General features: G+C 73.9%; 12 protein-coding genes. 8 read left to right on the top strand and 4 right to left on the bottom strand.

Going from position 1 to position 19,374, the window contains the following annotated elements; genetic code table 11:
* Nucleotides 1-467: 467 nt before the first annotated feature.
* Nucleotides 468-707 (bottom strand): hypothetical protein, encoded by a 240-nt coding sequence (locus AB0D08_RS30185; protein ID WP_359893351.1) that lies wholly within the window; start codon nt 705-707, stop codon nt 468-470.
* 733 nt (nt 708-1,440) lie between these two features.
* Between AB0D08_RS30185 and AB0D08_RS30180 the strand changes: the two genes are divergently transcribed.
* The 7 genes from AB0D08_RS30180 to AB0D08_RS30150 all read left to right on the top strand — a co-directional run bounded on the left by AB0D08_RS30180 (nt 1,441) and on the right by AB0D08_RS30150 (nt 15,464).
* Nucleotides 1,441-9,180: a hypothetical protein gene (locus AB0D08_RS30180; protein WP_359893348.1), complete on the top strand. Its 7,740-nt coding sequence runs from the start codon at nt 1,441-1,443 to the stop codon at nt 9,178-9,180.
* A gap of 248 nt (nt 9,181-9,428) precedes the next feature.
* Nucleotides 9,429-10,190 carry a DeoR/GlpR family DNA-binding transcription regulator gene (locus tag AB0D08_RS30175; protein WP_359893347.1) on the top strand — a complete coding sequence of 254 codons (762 nt, stop codon included), beginning with the start codon at nt 9,429-9,431 and terminating at the stop codon, nt 10,188-10,190.
* Nucleotides 10,191-10,308: 118 nt separating this feature from the next.
* Nucleotides 10,309-11,649, top strand: a complete 1,341-nt coding sequence (locus AB0D08_RS30170) for a sugar ABC transporter substrate-binding protein (RefSeq protein WP_359893344.1) — start codon at nt 10,309-10,311, stop codon at nt 11,647-11,649.
* A gap of 77 nt (nt 11,650-11,726) precedes the next feature.
* Nucleotides 11,727-12,680 carry a sugar ABC transporter permease gene (locus tag AB0D08_RS30165; RefSeq protein WP_359893341.1) on the top strand — a complete coding sequence of 318 codons (954 nt, stop codon included), beginning with the start codon at nt 11,727-11,729 and terminating at the stop codon, nt 12,678-12,680.
* The gene (locus AB0D08_RS30160) at nt 12,680-13,516 is read left to right on the top strand and encodes a carbohydrate ABC transporter permease (protein WP_359893338.1); all 837 of its coding nucleotides are present in this window, start codon (nt 12,680-12,682) and stop codon (nt 13,514-13,516) included. The genes AB0D08_RS30165 and AB0D08_RS30160 overlap by 1 nt, the downstream gene beginning before the upstream one ends.
* Nucleotides 13,513-14,502 carry a zinc-dependent alcohol dehydrogenase family protein gene (locus AB0D08_RS30155; RefSeq protein ID WP_359893335.1) on the top strand — a complete coding sequence of 330 codons (990 nt, stop codon included), beginning with the start codon at nt 13,513-13,515 and terminating at the stop codon, nt 14,500-14,502. Before AB0D08_RS30160 ends, AB0D08_RS30155 begins: the two co-directional genes overlap by 4 nt.
* Nucleotides 14,499-15,464: a carbohydrate kinase gene (locus AB0D08_RS30150; RefSeq protein ID WP_359893333.1), complete on the top strand. Its 966-nt coding sequence runs from the start codon at nt 14,499-14,501 to the stop codon at nt 15,462-15,464. Before AB0D08_RS30155 ends, AB0D08_RS30150 begins: the two co-directional genes overlap by 4 nt.
* Here AB0D08_RS30150 and AB0D08_RS30145 read toward each other — a convergent pair.
* Nucleotides 15,454-15,696: a hypothetical protein gene (locus AB0D08_RS30145; protein ID WP_359893330.1), complete on the bottom strand. Its 243-nt coding sequence runs from the start codon at nt 15,694-15,696 to the stop codon at nt 15,454-15,456. The genes AB0D08_RS30150 and AB0D08_RS30145 overlap by 11 nt on opposite strands.
* 641 nt (nt 15,697-16,337) lie before the next feature.
* Here AB0D08_RS30145 and AB0D08_RS30140 point away from each other — a divergent pair.
* Nucleotides 16,338-16,862, top strand: coding sequence for a DUF1877 domain-containing protein (locus tag AB0D08_RS30140; RefSeq protein ID WP_359893328.1), 525 nt, complete (start codon nt 16,338-16,340; stop codon nt 16,860-16,862).
* Between the two features lie 71 nt (nt 16,863-16,933).
* Here AB0D08_RS30140 and AB0D08_RS30135 read toward each other — a convergent pair whose 3' ends face one another.
* Together AB0D08_RS30135 and AB0D08_RS30130 are read right to left on the bottom strand one after the other, a co-directional pair.
* Nucleotides 16,934-18,265 (bottom strand): branched-chain amino acid ABC transporter substrate-binding protein, encoded by a 1,332-nt coding sequence (locus AB0D08_RS30135; protein WP_359893325.1) that lies wholly within the window; start codon nt 18,263-18,265, stop codon nt 16,934-16,936.
* Between the two features lie 377 nt (nt 18,266-18,642).
* Nucleotides 18,643-19,191: a hypothetical protein gene (locus AB0D08_RS30130; protein ID WP_359893323.1), complete on the bottom strand. Its 549-nt coding sequence runs from the start codon at nt 19,189-19,191 to the stop codon at nt 18,643-18,645.
* Nucleotides 19,192-19,374 lie beyond the last annotated feature (183 nt).

Below are 19,374 nucleotides of genomic sequence, written 5' to 3'. Positions count from 1 at the left end.
GTACACCGCCAGCTGCTCCACGACCGCCTGGCACACCGCCTCCGGGTTCGGCCGGTCGGCGGGCCTGAGCGGCGAGAAGTACAGGGCCTGGGCCCGGCCGCTCCCTCGGGGCTCCCCGGGTTCGACACCACTCTCACCGCGACCCGGCCCGCCGCCGGAGTCACCTCGGGCGGCACCCGACCGGCGGGCAGCCCGAGCACCGCGCCGGCCGGCGGCCCGACCGCACGGCAGCCCGCCCGCTCCGGGGCCGCCGGCCAGGGCTCCGGCGCGGGACGCCTCGGACCGGACGGCGTTGCCCCGCACGCCCCGCCCCGCCCGACCACCGGAGCATCGGCACTCCCGACCGTCACCCCGTCGGGGGCACCAGCTGCCGACCCGCACAACAACACCGTTACGCCCCCGGCCAGTTCGTCCGCCCCTTCCCAGATCGCACCGCCGGCCGTGGCGCACAGCAACAACACGGCACCTCACGGCAGCTCGGCCGAGCCCGCGCGAACCGCACCACCGGCCACCGCACCCACGCACCCCATCACCACCGAACCCGCGGCACCGCCCGCCGCCGAACCCCATAACGCGGCCGCGCCCCAGCGCAGTTCGAGCGAACCCACCCGAGCCGTTCCCCCCGCCGCCACCACCCCCGGCCAGGCACCGCCCGCCGCCGAACCCCATAACGCGGCCGCGCCCCAGCGCAGTTCGAGCGAACCCACCCGAGCCGTTCCCCCCGCCGCCACCACCCCCAGCCAGGCACCGGCCACCGCCGCACCCCACAACACCACCGCACCCCGGACCACTTCGGCGGAGCCACCCCGTACCGCACCACCCGTCACCGCCACCTCCCCCCAGGCACCGCCCGCCCGCCCGGCCGAGGCGTCCGGCCCAACCGCAGGGCAGGGCGCAGGGCAGGGCGCAGCCGTCCAGCCCGCCACCGCGCCTCCGCCCGCCGAGTCGCGCCAGACCCCGCACCAAGCCCCCACCGAAGCCGCGAACCCTCCGGCGAGCCCCACCTCCCCGCAGGCACCGCAGCAGACACCGCAGCAGGCGCCGCAGCAGACCCGAGAGGCCGGCCAGAGTCCGGAACGCGCCGTCGCGACCGCCGCCGGTCGGCCCGGCTCGGGCGATGCCCCCGCTGTCCGCACCGCCGCGGGCCCGGCGGCGCCACCGGTCCGTACGCAGGAGCCCGCCCGGTCCGCCCCGGGTCTCTCCACCGCAGGCCCCGCGGACCTGTCCACCCGCCCACAGACCGGCAGCAGTACGCTCGACGCGTCCGCAGCTGCCGAGCCGCCCACTGCGGCCGCAACACAGAGCACCGAGAACGCCGCGTCCACCGTGGGGCCGCCGCCCGCAGCCGCCGCTTCGGCCGCCGCACCCCCGGAGGCAGCCGCCTCCGCGTCCCACCCGGCACCGGTCGGGCCTTCACACGGCTCCGCGACCGCCGACCAGGTGGCGTCCGACCCCGGCGGGCGGTCCGATCCGCCGGCCGGCGCGGCCCCGCGGCGGCCACTCGGATCCCCGCCGACCGCACCGGTCGACCACAGCCCGCGATTCATCGTCCGCTCCGGGTTCGACCAGCGCCGGTTCACGTTCGAGGAGGCCCCCTACACCGATCTGACGGTCCGTATCGCGTTCCAGGGCGGCAGCCCCAAGGACGCCTCCGACACCGTCAACCTCCTCCGGCAGGGGGTCCAGCAGCACTTCAACGACGCGGGCCACCTGCTGCCCAACGGCGACCAGCTGCACGTCACGGTCGAACACGTCGGCCAGGACGGCGACCCACACCTCACCGTCGACCTGGTGGGACCCGACGGGCCGATGAACCAGTACAGCTGGCCGGTCGGCGCCCATCCGTCCGAGTACACGCACGAGTTCTCGCACCAGTTGGGCCTCCGGGACGAGCACGGGGACTCCTCGAGCCCGCACCAGGCCGGTATCCCGGGCAGTCTGCTCGGCGACATCCACCAGCCGCCCGCCCACCCGGGTCTCGAACAGGGTGGACTGCGGGACCGCCACCTGCAGCTGATCGGCGCGCTGACCGGTGGGGACGAGCGCATCTACCGCCCGCCCTCCGAAGCCCCGGGCGGCACCTCCGACGCGGGTCGGGTACCGGCCCGTCCCGCGCCGGGAGAGACGGCGGCCCGGACGTCCCCACAGGAGCAAGCACCTCCACGGGAGGGCACTGCCCAGACCGGCCGCCCCGCGGCTCCGGCCGGGGCACCGGGCCGGCCCAGCACCTCACCGCCTCCTGCCGCACGCCCCTCGGAGAGCGGCACCATCTCCGGCGAGCGGTCGTCCGGTGGCAGCACCGTCCGACGCCCCGTCGACACCGACTCCGGCTGGCAGCGTGCCCGAGCCTCCGCGCCCTGGGCGCCGCGCTCGCACACCTGGGTCGACCCGGTATCCATCCCCGCCCGCGCCGAGGTCCCGGCCGCCACGGAGACCCCGACCCCGACCGCCCGGCCGGCCACGGCCTCCCACTCCCCGGCCCAGGCCCCGACCGCCCAGCAGCACCAACAGCCTGCCGCGGCCGAGCCCTCCGCCCGACCCGCGACCACCCAGGAGCCCGCCGCCCGACCCGCCACCACTCAGGAGCCCGCCGCCCGACCCGCACCCGAACAACCCGCCGCCCAGAAGCCTGCGGAACAGCCCTCTACCCCGCACGAAGCCGCCCACCAACCCGCCGCCCAGCCCACCACCACCCAACCCACCGGCCCCGAAGCCACCCACCAGCCCACACCCGAGCAACCCGCCACCCAGAAGCCCGCGGGACAGCCCGCACCCCAACCCGCACCCGAGCAACCCGCCACCCAGCAGCCCCCCTCCCACCCCACCGCCGAAGCCGCCACCACCACCACGCCCATCAACCACCAGCAGTCGTCCGACGACCCGCCGGCTCCCGAGCAGGCGGTAGCCCAGCCCCAATCCGCTCCGGCACCACCGGCGCGCCCCGCTCCGGCCCCGCCGGCCCCCGCCGTCGATCCGCGGCACCGAACCTCCTTCGCCGGACTCAAGATCACCGCCGATCCCGGACCGGCAGCCGTTCGGGGCCAGATCGAGGACATCCTCGGCGGCCACCGCACGGACACGACGGTCGTCCAGGGGCTCGACTCCCAGCTCACGCCCGGCAACTTCCGCGACAACCACCCGCAGATGGTCGACGACGGCTGGCGTTTCCCGGTCAGGGTCGATGGACGCTGGCACGAGGTGGTGGTCACCGCCAAGCCGGGCGAGTGGCTGCCGGTCGACCACGTGCCCACCAAGGACCAGGCCGAGAAGGAGGGCAAGACCGACATCGAGGCGGCCGCCAAGTCCAGCTACCAGCCGGAACCCCGCAAGACCCAGGCTGCGCACTCCGAGTCCGGTGTCAATGTCGCGCCGTCCGTGACACGTCCGGTCAACGACCATCTGCTCCTGACCGGTTCCGCCTCGCTGACCTTCGGCGGGGCGAACCACGAGACGGAGACCACCGTCACCTCCACGGCGGAGACGTCCAACAAGCTGACGCTGACCGGACCGACCGCCCCGCACGTCAACCAGCTCGACTACCACGTCACCGTCCTGGACCACCAGGGCATGCTGCTGGGCGACCGCGGGCCGATCGTGGACTCGGTGACCGCCGAGATCCCCCTCCGCGGGATGCCCGAAGGAACCGAGGCCCAGGCCTGGAACGGCTGGGACCGGCCGCCGCCGGGCGACGCGGATCACCCCGCCCCCGCGCCGGGCCGGCATCCCGAGGGGCAGCCGCTCACCGTCACCGGGCTCGGCGACGCCCGGGAGGCCGTGTTCACCGCCTTCCCGGCGGAGCGTCGCCCGGACGCAGCCGCGCACCAGCCGATCAACGACTTCTTCACCTCGGCCAATGTCGTCAACGAGTTCGAGCACGCGTCGAGTTGGGGCATGACCTCGCCCCCGGTGCGGTTCTCCGACGGCAGTACGGGCCACCTGCACCTCACGCTGGAACCGCACGGCTCCACCGTGCTGGACACCGTCGACCACAAGAGCGAACTGGGCTCGAACGTCTCGACCGAGCACAAGGGAAGCCAGGTGACCAAGGCTTCCCGGAGCGCGGGGCTCAGCGGTGGTCCCACCGGTCAGGTCTGGAAGTCCGCACGGCCGGGTGACCACGAGTCGCGGTGGCTGGGCGGCTCCGCGGGCTACTCCTACACCTCGAACCATGACCACGAGGACAAGAGCAGCCACACCGTGAAGGTGGCGGACAGCCAGGAGCACAAGGGCAAGGCCGACCTCGTCGCCACGGACGTGCGCTTCAACGTCAGCGTGACCAAGCAGCACCTGTCCCCGCACGGTGACGGCCTGTACGTGACGGATCGCCACGTGATCGACGTCCCGGGCGGACCGGGCGCGGCACCCGCCGAGCACCACAGCGGCGACGCCGTGATCGACATCGACGCCCCCGTCAAGCACCAGGCCATCCGCGTGGTGCCGCACCCCCCGGCCAAGGACACTCCCGCCGACTCCTCCCACGCGCCTGCCGGCACCTCCCACACCCCTGCCAACAGCTCCCACACCCCTGCCAACGCCCCCGGCCACTCCGCTGCGGACAGCGGCCCGTCCGGATCCAACACCGCCCACGCCGTCGCCCCGGTGGACCCGCCCGCCGCGCCGGCCGGGGCGGCGCACCCGGTTCCTCCGGACACCGCCGGGCTGCGCGACCCGCTGAACGGCGGGCGCACCACATTCGTCAAGGTGCCCGGTTCGGCGGAGCTGGCGCAGCACATCGTGGCCCGGCTGCACGAGACGGCTCCCGGGCTCCTCCCACCACCGACCGGCGCCGCGGGCGCGAGTGGGAGTGGCGGCGGGGGCCACGCCCGGGTCACCCCGAAGGCGATCGAGAACCTGGCCGATCTGCACCGGCAGATCACCCCGTCCGCGCTCGCCCGCGGCGGACCCGACCTCCTGGACGGCAGGTTCCGGATCACCCTGGACAGCTCGCACCTGCCGGGATTCGGCGCGAGCACGCACGAGATCCTGATCAAGGCCGACCCGGGCCCGGGCGAGCACGTGGGCCCCCAGAACGTCACCACGAAGAACAGCGTCAGCCGCACCGCCGGCGGCGACCTGGCGGTCACCGGCGGCGGCAAGCACACGGTCTCCGGCAACCTCAGCCTCCGGACCTCGCTCAACGATCCGGACACCTCCCGGGCCTTCGTCAACGGGAACCTCGAAGGCTCCTCCAGCACCAGCCACCAGACCACCACGGCCGCGTCCACCGAGACCAAGCACGAGTTCACCATCGAGTCGACGGCCGACCGCTTCGGCTATCCGGTCACCTACCACGTGATGACCGGTCGGGAGGAACCCGGCCACCCCACCACGGTGCTGGACACCGGTGCGGGGTCCGCGCACGCCGCGCAGACCCGGCAGGTCGCCGCGGGCGGGCAGCTGGTCGTGGAACAGCGGCCGGCCGCGCCGCCGTCCGACAACCCGCCGCCGGAGCACCCCGTGATCGACCACCTGCCGCAGGCGACCTTCATCCGGGACGTCGACAACGAACAGGCGTTCCGCGCGAGCGCCGAGAAGGCGCTGCGCAGCGCGTTCGACCAGGGACCGCTGCGGCGCGGCCCCTCCGACCTGACCGAGGTGCTGGACGCGCTCGGCGGGCCGGGGCAACTGCGCGGCTCCGTCACCGCCTCGCACAACGGCTGGGCGAACTCCGGTGACGAGCACGTGGGTGGCGGGCTCAACCAGGGGACCGCCGGGCTGTCCACCCGGACCCGGCTGGGCGACTTCCAGTACCAGGAGACCCTCTCCGGTGAGGGCAAGCTCACCATCGAGAGCACCTCCAAGACCTCCACGGGCGTGGAGGACAAGTGGAGCCGGGCCGGAAAGGGCGGGATCGGCCCGGACTTCGGCAGGTTCCCCGAGGCGCCGACGGGCGTCCACGAATCCAACTACCAGCTCCGTGGCGGCTTCAAGCTGAAGGGTGGCTCCACGGTCAGTGGTGGCGACGCGGTCAAGCACGAGATGTCGACCACCCGCACGATGGCCACCCCCAAGGGCACCTGGCACGTCTACCGGGCCAACGCCGAGGTCACGACCGTCGGACGGGTCACCGACAACAAGGGGAACACCCGCTACGGCGCCCCGGAGCGCAGCGACCACACCGTGCACGTCCTGCTCTCCGACGCCGACGTACGCGCGCTGGGCGGCGGCGCGGAGGCCCCGGGTCCTTCCGACCCGCGGACCGCGCCGCTGCTCGACCGGGGCATCAGCGGCGGCGCGTTCACGCACGTGCCGAGCAGCGACGAGATCCTCGGGGAGATCGACCGGCAGGTGAACGGCCCACGCCCGGAGGGCGCCGTGCCGACGGCGGCGCTTCCCTTCGCCGACGTCTACTCCCCGCACAACCTCGACGCGAACTTCGACGAGTTGATGACCAGAGGCATCCTCTCCCAGCACGTGGACGAGAACCGCTTTGGCCGGGTGACCACCACGGTGCTGGTCCGTGGGGTGTCGGGGGCCGGTTGGCACGACGATCACCAGCAGTCGGAGAACGAGATCAGCCGGAAGGTGACGGTCTCGCAGACCGTCACCGGCAGCGCCGGCGGCGCGGGCTCCCTGGGCGCGGAGGGCAACGTACGTGCCTCGGTCCGCCCGCCGGCGGCCGTCCGGCACCTCAACAACGCGAGCTACAACCCGGGCGCGGGCGCCGAAGGCTCCCTCACCACCAGCGCCAAGTCGGGAATCACCACCGAGGTCGGCCACAAGACCTCCGGGTTCGGCAGCAACCACAAGTTCTCCAACGACGTGGGGTTCGACGTGTCGGTCAGCCGGCAGAACCACCAGGGGCGGTTCGTGAACCTGCACGCCCCCGCACCGGTCAACCCGCCGTGGCGGACCCAGGCCTGGGTGCCCGAGCCGCTCACCGAGCGGCCCGCGGCGCAGCACGATCCGGCCGCCGTCCAGCCGCCGCCCGGCCGGCCCCCGCACGTGGCACAGCCGCCCGCCGGCTCCGCGGGCGCGGCACAGCCGCCGGCCCAACCGCCGCACGCGGCACAGCCGCAGGCACCGCATCCGGCCGGCGGCGCGGCCGGGGCCCCGGCCGGTGGCGGGATCGCACTCGGGCCGGTCGGACCGCACGGGGCCGACCTCAGTGCCTGGCGCAAGCAGTTGGCCGCCGGCCACGACATGGCCGGCTTCGACAACTCCGGCCAGCTGATCGACAACGCCATCCGTACCCTCACCACGCCCCGTCCGTGGGGCGACGGCGTCGTCGGCCGGACAGGGGCGGCACTCGCCACGGGTGCCGGGGCGGTCGGGTCGGCGGTGAGCACGGCGGCGCACGCGGTGACCCCGAAGGCCGCGATCGACATGGCCAACCGGGTCGTCGGATCGTTCATCAGCGACCCGCGGCTGCCCGAGGGCAACGTGCTGAAGCACGAACAGCAGCAGCACCTGCCGCCGGACGTGCAGCAGGGGCTGCGCCAGGTGTTCTCCCCGCAGTCCACACCGGCGATCTTCCATGAGCTCAACAACCACGGATCCTCGTACCGGACCGTCCCGCTCGGCGAGGACGGTCGGACCGGCCTGCTGGTCACGATGGAACCGACCGGTCCGGCCCAGGAGTTCAACACCCGCGAGAACGGGAAGGACGAGCTGACCAGCAGTGCGAAGGACGCGTCCAGCACCGCCGCGACCAAGGGGTACACCTGGAGTGCCAACCCGGCCGATTTCTCCGTGCTGACCAACGACCCGCTGGTGAACGTTCCGATCAGCCTCGTCAACCTGGCCGGGCAGGGCACCGGGGACCGCACCGTCCCGGTGACGCACGCACCCGGTGTGCCCAGCCGCACGCTGCCGCTGCCCGCCATTCCGCACGGCAAGGATCCGACCGAGGCGGGCAAGGCGGAGCTCAAGGGCCCGCAGTCGCTGATGCGCCAACCGGTCAGGATCACCACGCAGAAGACGGACCACAACGGCCCGTACGGTGAGGCCGTCCCGACCGACGGCAACCTGTACTACTGGTCCCAGAAGCCTCCGGCCGACGAGGACGCCCCGGCCGCGGCCGCGCCCGCACCCGCCGCCGGCCCGTCCGTCCCGGCCGCCACCGCTCCGTCCGGAGCACCGGCGAGCGCTCCGGTGAACACCTCTTCCAGCGGCGGCAGTTCGGATCGCCCCGCCACCCCGCCTAGTGCGGAGCCGACCGCGTCGCAGAACCAGCCGGCACCCGCCGAGGGAACGGGCGGACCGGTGACCATCCCGCCCTCCACCGGGGGATCGAGCGGCACCCCGGCCGTCCAAGGACCGCCGGCCGTCGCCGCCCCGCCGGCCGTCGCCGGTTCAAGGCCCGCCATCACCCTCGACACCTCCCTCGACTCCTCCCCGCATCCCGGCCCGGCCCCTGCGGTTCCCGCTGCCCAGCGCCCGACGTCCGATGCCGCCTCCGAAGTATCCAGCCTGCACGGATCGGTGTTGTCGGACCTCGCCGGACTGTCCCCGGTATCGCCGGTCTCCCCGGCCGCTTCCCACCACTCCACTCCCGGCAGCTCCGTCCTGGACGACCTCGCGGCACCCCCAGCTCCTCCCGCATCCCCAGTGCCCTCCGAGCCCCACGCGCCCGCCGCCCCCCAACCCGCCCCCCAACCGGTAGCTCAACCGCTCCCCCAGCCCGCATCCCAGTCCCCGGTCCAACCCCCTGCCCCGGCATCAGCCCCACTCCCCCAACCCGCAGCTCCGCCCGCATCCCAACCCGCGGCTCCGTCGGCATCCCAGCCCGCAGCCCAACCCCTCTCCCAGGCCCCGGCCCCGCCCGCGTCGCAGCCGCTCCCCCAGTCCACAGCCGTGCCCGCCCCTCAGCCCGCATCCCAGGCCACGGCCACACCGAACCCCCTTTCCACGACAGCGAGTTCCGCCGCCCCCAGGCCGGGCCCGCCCGGTCCGGCTGCCGGGTCCCAGACCGGGCGGCCTCCGCAGCAGCCCGCCGCCGCCAGGCCGCAGGCGGACACCGGTACGCCGATCACCACGACAGCGGACGCCGGACCCGCGGAGCCGCCGCCGGGTGAGCCGATCCTGTCGGCCGGAGGCAGCCTGACCCTTGCGCCGGTCCCGCTCACGGGCGGTCCCTCCGGCGCCGTACCGGACGACGGCGCGCCTCTGATCGCCCCGGCGGCAGCTCCGTCCCCTGTCCCGGAGCTCCCCGCTCCGGCGGCTCCGAAGGGGAGTTAGCGGGCGGCGCCCGGCCCGCCGCCGGGCCCGATCGGAAACCATCCGGGCCGCCACCGGGCCCGATCGGGCATCCGCTGCCCCGTTCAGCGGGCCCAGCGTTCCCCTGGCGGTCAAATACCGGTAAGGATCTCGAAAGATTCGGGCACTCCACACGCACCGCCTGGCCGGTATAAATCTCGAAAAGGCCGCAAACGGACCGTCAGCTGCCCGAACGGTCCACTTCGGAAAAGGAATTGAGGAGGTACGAGATGCGCGGGGAAGAGCGGAAGCACCGGATCCTCGCCCTGGCACGCCATCAGGGCCGGATCGAGGTCACCCGCGTCGCCGAGGACCTCGGTGTCGCCCAGGAGACCGTCCGCCGCGACCTGCGCGTCCTGGAGGACCGGGGCCTGCTCCACCGTACCCACGGTGGCGCGTACCCGGTCGAGAGCGCGGGGTTCGAGACCGACCTGGCCCGCCGCACCACGCTCAACGTCGACCGCAAACGCCGGATCGCCGCCACCGCCGCCACCATGCTGGGCGAGGCGGAGACGGTGTTCATCGACGAGGGCTACACCCCTCAGCTCCTGGCGTCGCTGCTGCCGACCGACCGGCCGCTGACCGTGGTGACGGCCTCGCTGACCACCGCCGCCGCGGTGGCGGACTCCCCCAATCTGACGGTGTTGCTGCTCGGCGGCCGGGTCCGCTCCCGCACGCTGGCCACGGTCGGCTCGTGGACCTGCACCATGCTGAGCGGCTTCGTCATCGACCTCGCGTTCATCGGCGCGAACGGCATCTCCCGCGAGATGGGGCTGACCACGCCCGATCCCGTGGTGGCGGACGTCAAGGCCAAGGCTCTCCAGGTCTCCCGCAGAAGGGTGTTCATGGGCGTGCACACCAAGTTCGGCGCGAGCAGCTTCTGCCGGTTCGCCGAGGTCGGCGACTTCGAGGCGATCATCGCCGACACGGGCCTGTCCGCCGTCGAGGCCAACCGCTACGCCCTGCTCGGCCCCAAGGTCATCCGGGTCTGACGCCCCACCGGATCCGTCCCCGTACGCCGCACCCCCGCACACTCCCCGCAGTCCCCCACCGCCGCGCGCACCCACCGCCGGCCGGTCGATCCCGCACGCACTCGAACAGGAGCACCCCATGACCCCCAAACGCGCCCTCGCGGTCGGCGCCGCCCTGCTCACCACCCTCGGCCTCACCTCCTGCAGCGGGGCGGGCGGGAGCGCCGTCGCGCACTCGATCAACGTGCTGATGGTGAACAACCCGCAGATGGCCGACCTGCAGAAGCTGACGGCCGAGAACTTCACCAAGGCCACCGGCATCACCGTCAACTTCACGGTGCTGCCCGAGAACGACGTCCGCAGCAAGATCACCCAGGACTTCTCCGCCCAGTCCGCCCAGTACGACGTGGCGACCATCAGCAACTACGAGACCCCGATCTTCGCCAAGAACGGCTGGCTGGCCCCGCTCACCCCGCGGGCGGACGCCGACCCGGCCTTCGACCAGAACGACGTCCTGCCCGCCATCCGCACCTCGCTCACGGTCGACGGCCAGATGTACGCCGAGCCCTTCTACGGCGAGTCCTCGTTCCTCATGTACCGCAAGGACGTCTTCGCCGCCAAGCAGCTCGCCATGCCCGACCGGCCGACCTGGCAGCAGGTCGCCGCGCTGGCCGCGCAGGCGGACGGCGCGGAGCCGGGGATGAAGGGCATCTGCCTGCGGGGCCAGCCGGGCTGGGGCGAACTCACCGCCCCGCTGACCACGGTGGTGAACACCATGGGCGGCACCTGGTTCGACCAGGACTGGCACGCCCAGCTGACCAGCCCCGCCTTCAAGCAGGCCACCTCCTTCTACGTCGGCCTGGTGCGCGACCACGGCGAGGCCGGCGCGCCCCAGGCCGGCTTCACCGAGTGCCTGACCAACATGGAGCAGGGCAAGACCGCCATGTGGTACGACGCCACCTCCGCCGCAGGCGCGCTGGAATCCTCCGGCTCACCCGTCGCCGGGAGGATCGGCTACGTACCGGCACCGGTCGAGCGGACCACCGGCTCGGGCTGGCTGTTCACCTGGGCCTGGGGTCTGCAGAAGGCGAGCCACCACCAGGACGACGCCTGGAAGTTCATCTCCTGGGCCTCCGGCAAGGGGTACGAGCAGCTGGTCGGCTCCCAGCTGGGGTGGTCCCGGGTACCGGCCGGCAAGCGGACCTCCACCTACGCCACCCCGCAGTACCTGGCGTCGTCCTCGGCCTTCGCCGAGCCCACCCTGAAGGCCCTGCAGTCCGCCGACCCGGCCAACCCCGGGGTCCAGCCCCGTCCAGCCCCCGGCATCCAGTTCGTCGGCATCCCCGAGTTCGAGGACCTGGGCACCCAGGTGTCGCAGCAGATCAGCTCCGCCATCGCGGGTCGGATCACCGTCGACCAGGCGCTGAGCGCCGGACAGGCCCTCGCCGAGAAGACCGCCGCCGCCCACGCCAAGCAGTAGCCGCCAGTCCACCGTCCGGCGGTCCCGGCCGGCGCAGAGCCGGCCGGCCGAGGACCGCCCGCACCCCAGGAACCCACATGAGCACAGCCTCCCTGCCCGACTCCCTCGAGGCCCGCGCGTTACGCCGCGGCCGTACCGCCCCCGCCGCGCGACGCCCCCGCGGCGCCTGGGCGCGCCGCGCGCCGCTGCTCCCCGCCCTGGTCTTCATGATCGTGGTCACCCAGCTGCCGTTCCTCGGCACCCTGGCGATCTCCTTCATGCGCTGGAACGCCCTCGACCCGGCCGGCCGCGGCTTCGGCGGCCTCGCCAACTACGGCCACGCGCTGGGCGACCCCGCCCTGCGCACGTCCATCCTGACGACCGTCGAACTGACCGCCACGGTCGTCGCCGTCAGCCTTCTGCTGGGCCTCGGCACGGCGCTGCTGCTGGACCGCCGCTTCCTCGGCCGCGGACTGGTGCGGACCATGCTGATCACCCCGTTCCTGGTGGTGCCGGTGGCCTCGGCGCTGCTGTGGAAGCACGCGCTGTACAACGCCTCGTACGGGCTGTTCGACGGCCTGCTCACCGCTGTCGGCGGCGCCGGCGCCCCGCAGCCGGACTGGCTCTCCGCCGTGCCGCTGCTGGCCGTGGAGGCCTCGCTGGTGTGGCAGTGGACGCCGTTCATGATGCTGATCCTGCTCGCCGGGCTGCAGAGCCGGCCGGCGGAGGCCGTCGAGGCGGCCCGCGTCGACGGCGCGAACTCCTGGCAGATCTTCCGCCATCTCACCCTGCCCCACCTGCGCCCCTACCTGGAGCTGGCCGCCCTGCTCGGCAGCATCTACGTGGTCCAGAACTTCGACGCCGTCTTCACCCTGACCTCCGGCGGCCTCGGCACCGCCAACCTCCCCTACACCGTCTACCGGACCTTCTACGACGGGCACGACTACGGCCTGGCGTCGGCGGAGGGCGTGATCGTGGTCGCCCTGACCACCGTCATCGCGACGCTCGCGCTGCGCACCGTGCTGTCCCTGTTCCGAGCGGAGACCCGCTGATGACCGGCACCCGGGTGCGCCGCACCGACACCCTGCTCGGCCTGGCCGCCTGGCTGGTCGGCCTGCTCTTCCTGCTCCCGTTCGCCTGGATGGTGCTCACCTCGCTGCACAGCGAGGCGGACGCCGCGACCAACCCGCCGAGCGTGGCGGCCCCGCTGACCCTCCAGGGGTACCGCGAGTTCTTCGGCGCCGGCACGGGGGTGAGCCCGTGGCCGCCCCTGGTCAACTCGCTGACCGCGAGCGTGCTGTCCACCCTGCTGGTGCTGGCCCTGGCCACGCCCGCCGCGTACGCGCTGTCCGTGCGGCCGGTCCGCAGGTGGACCGACACGCTGTTCTTCTTCCTCAGCACCAAGATGCTGCCGGCGGTCGCGGGCCTGCTGCCGCTCTACCTGATCGCCCAGAACACCGGCCTGCTGGACAACATCTGGCTGCTCGTCATCCTCTACACGTCGATGAACCTGCCGATCGCGGTCTGGATGATGCGCTCGTTCCTGGCCGAGGTGCCGCAGGAGATCCTGGAGGCGGCGGCCATCGACGGTGCCGGACTCCCGACGGTCCTGCTGCGCGTCCTGGCACCGGTGGCCGCGCCCGGCCTCGCCGCTACCGCGCTCATCTCGTTCATCTTCAGCTGGAACGAGCTGCTGTTCGCCCGGGTGCTGACCGGCGTGGTCGCCGGCACCGCACCCGTCTTCCTCACCGGTTTCGTGACCAGCCAGGGGCTCTTCCTGGCCAAGGTCTGCGCGGCCGCCGTCTGTGTCTCCCTGCCGGTGCTCGTCGCCGGTTTCGCCGCCCAGGACAAGCTGGTCCAGGGCCTCTCCCTCGGAGCCGTCAAGTGAAGGCAGTCGTCATCAGCTCCCCCGGCGTGCTCGGTATCGAGAGCGTCGACGACCCCACGCCGGGCCCCGGCGAGGTGGTGGTCGAGGTCGCGGCGTGCGGCCTGTGCGGTACCGATCTGCACATCCTGGAGGGCGAGTTCGCGCCCAGCCTGCCGCTGGTGCCGGGCCACGAGTTCGCCGGTACGGTCGCCGCCCTCGGCGCGGGCGTGACCTCTCTCGCGGTCGGCGACCGGGTCGCCGTCGACCCCTCGCTGTACTGCCACGAGTGCCACTACTGCCGCCTCGGCCGGGACAACCTGTGCGAGCGGTACGCCGCCATCGGCGTCACCACCGCGGGCGCCGCGGCCGAGTACGCCCTCGCCCCGGCCGCCAACTGCGTCCGGCTGCCCGAGCACATCGACGTCCGGGACGCGGCGCTGATCGAGCCGCTCTCCTGCGCGGTGCGCGGCTACGACGTGCTGCGTGCCCGGGTCGGGAGCAGCGTGCTCGTCTACGGCTCCGGCACGATGGGCCTGATGATGCTGGAGCTGGCCAAGCGCACCGGGGCGGCGTCGGTGGACGTCGTCGACCTCAACGCCGAACGGCTGGCCACCGCCGACCGGCTCGGGTGCAGCCGCACGGCCGCCGCCGCCGAGGAGTTCGACCAGCCCCGGGGCTGGGACGTGGTCATCGACGCCACCGGCAACGAGCACGCGATCCAGGACGCGCTGGGCCGGGTCGGGCGCGGCGGCACCTTCCTGCAGTTCGGCGTCGCCGCGTACGCGGCCCGCGCGGTGATCGAACCGTACAAGATCTACAACCAGGAGATCACCATCACCGGCTCCATGGCCGTGCTGCACAGCTTCGAGCGGGCGGCCGCGCTCTTCGCCGCCGGGGTGCTGGACCCCGGGGTCTTCATCAGCGACCGCTTCCCGCTCACCGAGTACGCCACCGCGCTCGGGCGCTTCCAGGCCGGCCTGGGCCGGAAGATCCTGGTCACCCCGTGACCGGGGACACCCTGCCCGGACCGGCCGAGGTCCTGGTGGTGGGCGAGGCGCTCGCCGACGTGGTCGACTCCCGGGACTCGCGGCGCGTCCACCCGGGCGGCAGCCCCGCCAACACCGCCCTGGGCCTGGCCCGGCTCGGCCACCGGGTCCGCCTCGCCACCCGCCTGGGCGAGGACGAGTACGGCGCCGTGATCCGCGACCACCTGGCGGCCGGCGGGGTGGCGCTCGCCCCGGGCTCGGTCGGCGCCTGGCGGACCTCCTCCGCCACGGCGGTCCTCGACCGCGAGGGCCGGGCGACGTACACCTTCGACGTCCACTGGGACCTCTGTCCGCGGAGCGCCGGGCTTCCCGCCGGGCGGGACTTCGGCCATCTGCACGCCGGGTCGGTCGCGGCGCTGCTCGACCCCGGCGCCGAGCGGGTGCTGGCCATGGTCCGCGGCGCCCCGGCGGACGTCACCGTCTCCTACGATCCCAACCTGCGGCCGGCCCTGCTGGGCAGCCCGGAGGAGGAACGGCCGCGGGTCGAGGGGCTGGTGGCGCTCAGCGACGTGGTCAAGGTCAGCGACGAGGACCTGGGGTGGCTGTACCCGGGGGCGGACCCGCTCGAGGCCGCCGCGTCCTGGGTCCGCAACGGGCCGTCCCTGGTGGTGCTGACGCGGGGTGCGCTGGGGGCCCGCGCCTTCTGGCGGCACGGTCGGCTCGACGTGGACGCGGTCCCGGTCGAGGTCGCCGACACCATCGGCGCCGGCGACGCCTTCATGTCCGGTCTGGTCAGCGGGCTGCTCGAGGGCGGACTGCTGGGCGCCGGGCAGTTGCAGCTGGTCCGGGCGACGTTCGGGGCGCAGCCGGCCCCGGCGCTGGTGACCGCGCTGGAGCGGGCCGCCCGCGCGGCCGCCCTCACCTGCGCCCGGTTCGGCGCGGACCCGCCGACCCGGGCCGAGCTGGCGGCTTTCACGCCCTGACGGCGGCCCGCGGCCGCACCCGGACCACGTCGACCTCGTACCGGTCGACGGCGCCCGCCCAGCGGACCACCAGGTCTGCGCCGTCCTCGTCGGAGCCGTCCGGGTCGTGGCTGTCGGGGTCGTGGCCGCAGAACGCCAGGTCGTGCGATTCGGGATCGGCGTACCCGGCGAGGTGGGCGCGCAGGCCGGGGTGCTCGATGCCCGCGACCCGCTCCCACGCCTCCGGCGCCACCTCGTCGCTGGCCGAACCCGGGCGCGTCGCCCGGCCGCGGCGTCGGTCCGGGTGAGGCCGGTGGCGGCGCGCAGGGCGTCCAGCAGTGTGCCGTCCGAGGCGACCTTGCCCTGCCGCAGCCGCCAGGCGGTCCCGCGCAGGTCCGCGGGGCCCAGCCCGTGGGCGTCCGGCAGCCGGGCGAGGTCGGCCCCGCGGAGCAGCCCGCGGTCCGGATCGGCCGGCGCCGCGACCGCGCTCGCGAACGCGGCGGGCAGGCCGTCGGGGTCCACCTCGGACAGCGAACCGCGCGCGTCGAAGACCGGCGCCGGGTGGTCCAGGTCGCCGGGCGGGGGTGAGCGCCAGGTGCTCCAGGACCACCGGCCGCCCGTCCACCAGTGCCTCCCGCGCGATCCGGACCGGCTCGCGGTCTAGCTCGCTCTCGTACAGGTAGTTGCCGCCGTACAGCACCTCGTGGACCCCGGGGACGTCCGGCAGGTCGAAGGAGGTGAGCGGGCGGCCGAGCAGTTCACCGAAGGCCTGGGCCAGGCCCGGATCGCGAACCCTCCCACCGCAACTCAACCGCCGCCCACCGACACCCCCGTCACCCGGGCCCGCCCGGCAGCACGGCAAAAGGGCTGGACGTCCGCGGGATACTGCTGATCATGGCCGTCACCCAGCAGCTCGCCCGAGTCGGCGAGCAGTACCTCGCCGCCTGCCGGACCCGCGCTGCGGAGTCACCCGATGGCGATCACCGATGGGACCCGCCGGCGGCCGACTGCCTCGACCTGGACTGGGCCCCGGCGATGCTGGTTCGCGTCTGCGAGCTCGCCGGGATCGACGAGCCGTACCTCGCCGCGCTCCGGCGGGCGACCGACGGCGGCGCGGTGCCGGAGGTCGGCTTTCTCCACGCCCACCCGCATGCCATCGGGCCCTTCGGTCCCCCGCCCACGGCCCTCGGGCCGAAGGAGGTCGGGCGGGTCTCCCGCCTGCTCGGGGAGATCGACCTCCGGGCCGCCCTGGCGGTGCTGCCGGCCGACGGCCGGGCGGCCGGGAAGCGGATCGGGCTCGGTGCCGAAGGCCTCGTCCACGGGCCCGGCAGGTATCTGACGGTCCATTTCGACGCTCTCCGCACGTTCTACGCGGGCGCCGCCGAGCGAGGACTGGCCGTCGTCTCGTGGTGGGACTGACCTTCGGGACGTACGCGGGTGCTGGGCGGAGCGCCGCCGGGCTGTGCGGCGGCGCGGCCCGTGGGAGCGGGTCAGAGGTCGCGGAGGCGGCCGATGGGGACGATGGCGACCCAATTGCCCTTCTGGATCTGGTAGATCGATGCGACCTGGTTGCGGGTGTCGCCGAACTCGTCGAAGGAGACGTCGCCGGTGACGCCGAAGAAGTCCACGTCCGGTACGGCTTCGGAGACGGCTTTGCGGATCTCCGTGCCGGAGCCCGACTTGCCGTGGGCCTGGCGGGCGCGGCCGACCGCCTCGATCAGGGCCCAGGTGGAGTCGTAGGCGTACGGGCCGAAGGGGCCGGGGGCCTGGGGGTGGGCGGCCTTCTGGTACTCGTCGAGGAAGGTGAACGCGGAGGCGAGCCCCTCGACCGAGATGCCGGGGTTGCTGGCCAGGTCGCCGTCGGAGGCCGGGCCGGCCGCCTTGAGGTACCCGTCGGTGTGCAGGCCGTCGCCGCCCGCCACCGGCGCCTTGACGCCTGCGGCCTTGAGCTGGGCGGACAGCGGGCCGCCCTCGGGGTGCTCGCCGCCGTAGTAGACGATGTCCGGGCGGGCGGCGGCGATCTGCCGGACCAGCTTGGAGAAGTCGGTGGTGCCGGGCTCGATGGTGGCCCGCAGCTGTACCGTGCCGCCGTCCTCCTCGAAGGCCGTCGCGAACTCCGCGGCCAGGTTGCTGCCGTAGGCCTTGGTGTCGCTGACCACGACGGCCCGCTCGGCCTTCAGCTGGCTGCGCGCGTACCGGGCGAGCAGCGGGCCCTGCACGGCATCGGTGGTGACGGTGCGGAAGTACGTGGGGTAGGGCCGCACCTTCCCCTTGGTGCGGTAGTCCGCGCCCCAGGTCAGGGAGGGTGCGGTGTTGGAGGGCGAGATCTCGGCGAGGTCCGCCTTGGCCAGCACCGGGGCCATGGTGAGTGCGCCGCCCGAGGTGAGCGGACCGACCACGCCGACCACTTCGGGATCGGCCACGAACGCCTCGCCGTTGGCGCGGGCCAGTTTCTCGTCCCCCTGGTCGTCCTTGGCGTCCAGGACGAACCGCACGCCCGGCACGGTGTTCTTGGCGTTGGCCTTGGCGACGGCCAGTTCGGCCGAGTACTTGATGCCGAGCCCCAGGTCGGCGAGGTTGCCGGTGAGCGGGGCGTCCAGTCCGATGGTGAAGGTCCTGGTGGGTTCCGTGTCCGCGCCGACCAGTGAGCAGCCCGACAGCAGGATGACGCACGCCATGCCCAGGTACGGGGCCCGGCCCGGCGTACGGCGGGCGGGGTGGGGCGGCACCGGGGCGGTGCCCCCGCCGGAGGTGGGTATGAGGGCCGGCGGTGTGGCGCCCGGCGGCGTGGCGTCCGCCGCGGGCGAGGTGGATCTGGTCAACGGCACATCCCTTGCGGAGGGTTCTGTGTGCGTGTCGAGCCGCACCTGACCGAGGCCGACGACGCACGGAGGGTACCGGCGGCCGAGTTGCGACTGGGCCGCCGGGGTGAGCAGTTGTCCGCGGGGTGGAGCGAGCGGCGGATCCCGCGCCGGAGGGAACGGGCGGGCACCGGGCTGAGCGGTACCGGCCGGTCCCAGGAACACCACCGGTGCGGGTCGATGGGGCGTGACCTTATCCGCCCCCTCGCGGAGCGTCAACGCATCCGCCCGCCCCCTCGCGGCCGGGCCGCCCGCCACCACGCGTGATCCAACTGCCGTTGCACACACGAGATCAAGTAGTGCCACGGCCGCGATCTCCACGGCCCGTGGTTGCCTGGTCACGGCCACAGCCGGCGGACGGCGGCACGAGCCTCGGCGACGGCGCCGGCCGGGACCTCGAAGGACCCGTCGACCCCTCGGACCGGCCAGCACAGGCACAGGCGTCCCCCGTCGACGGGCAGCGGCCGCAGCCAGTGGCCGAGCCGCCAGGACGGGCCGTGCGAGCCGGCCCGGAGCATCAGCATGGGGGCCGACTCCGCGGGCCGCTCGGCCGGTTCGGGGTGGGGACGGTTGTTCCGGAAGACCCGGCCGTCCGGCAGGTGCAGGGCCAGGTGGAGGCGGTCGGCGCCACCGTGCCGGGCCTCGTGCATCAGGTTCTCGAGCTCGGACCGGGCCGTCGGCGGGGTACCGGTGGCGTTGAACCGGACCTCCAGCGCGATCTCCAGGCCGCTGCTGTACGCGACGAGTCCGGATACCGTCACGGCGACCTGTCCGGTCGCGGCCGTGCACAACGGCCCGGCCGGCGGGGCACCGACCTCCCCCATCGGCGGCTCGCTGTCCGGGTCGTCCCCGCTGCCCGCGGTCAGGGCTCCCAGGCTCTCCCCCATCACCGCTCCTCCCCGACGGCAGGTACGGTTAACTCGACTGCGGGGAAGAAGAGTTCCGGGCCCGACTGGACCGGGAGGGCGCGGCCTGCGAGGTCCGGGCCGGCGGCCGGCCACGCGCACCGCTCCCGTCGCACGGGTGTACCATCCCTGCATCGGAGTAAAAACGTGCGGTCACTGCGGGTC

It is taken from the genome of Kitasatospora sp. NPDC048540 (genome assembly GCF_040651175.1).
GTDB lineage: Bacteria > Actinomycetota > Actinomycetes > Streptomycetales > Streptomycetaceae > Kitasatospora.
This window is presented reverse-complemented; position numbering and strand designations above follow the sequence as displayed.

Bases quoted from the DNA above. Each gene is read 5' to 3' on its own strand.
- AB0D08_RS30130 (WP_359893323.1), bottom strand. From the start codon at position 19,191: ATGGGGGAGAGCCTGGGAGCCCTGACCGCGGGCAGCGGGGACGACCCG.
- AB0D08_RS30175 (WP_359893347.1), top strand. From the start codon at position 9,429: ATGCGCGGGGAAGAGCGGAAGCACCGGATCCTCGCCCTGGCACGCCAT.
- AB0D08_RS30170 (WP_359893344.1), top strand. From the start codon at position 10,309: ATGACCCCCAAACGCGCCCTCGCGGTCGGCGCCGCCCTGCTCACCACC.
- AB0D08_RS30140 (WP_359893328.1), top strand. From the start codon at position 16,338: ATGGCCGTCACCCAGCAGCTCGCCCGAGTCGGCGAGCAGTACCTCGCC.
- AB0D08_RS30165 (WP_359893341.1), top strand. From the start codon at position 11,727: ATGAGCACAGCCTCCCTGCCCGACTCCCTCGAGGCCCGCGCGTTACGC.
- AB0D08_RS30160 (WP_359893338.1), top strand. From the start codon at position 12,680: ATGACCGGCACCCGGGTGCGCCGCACCGACACCCTGCTCGGCCTGGCC.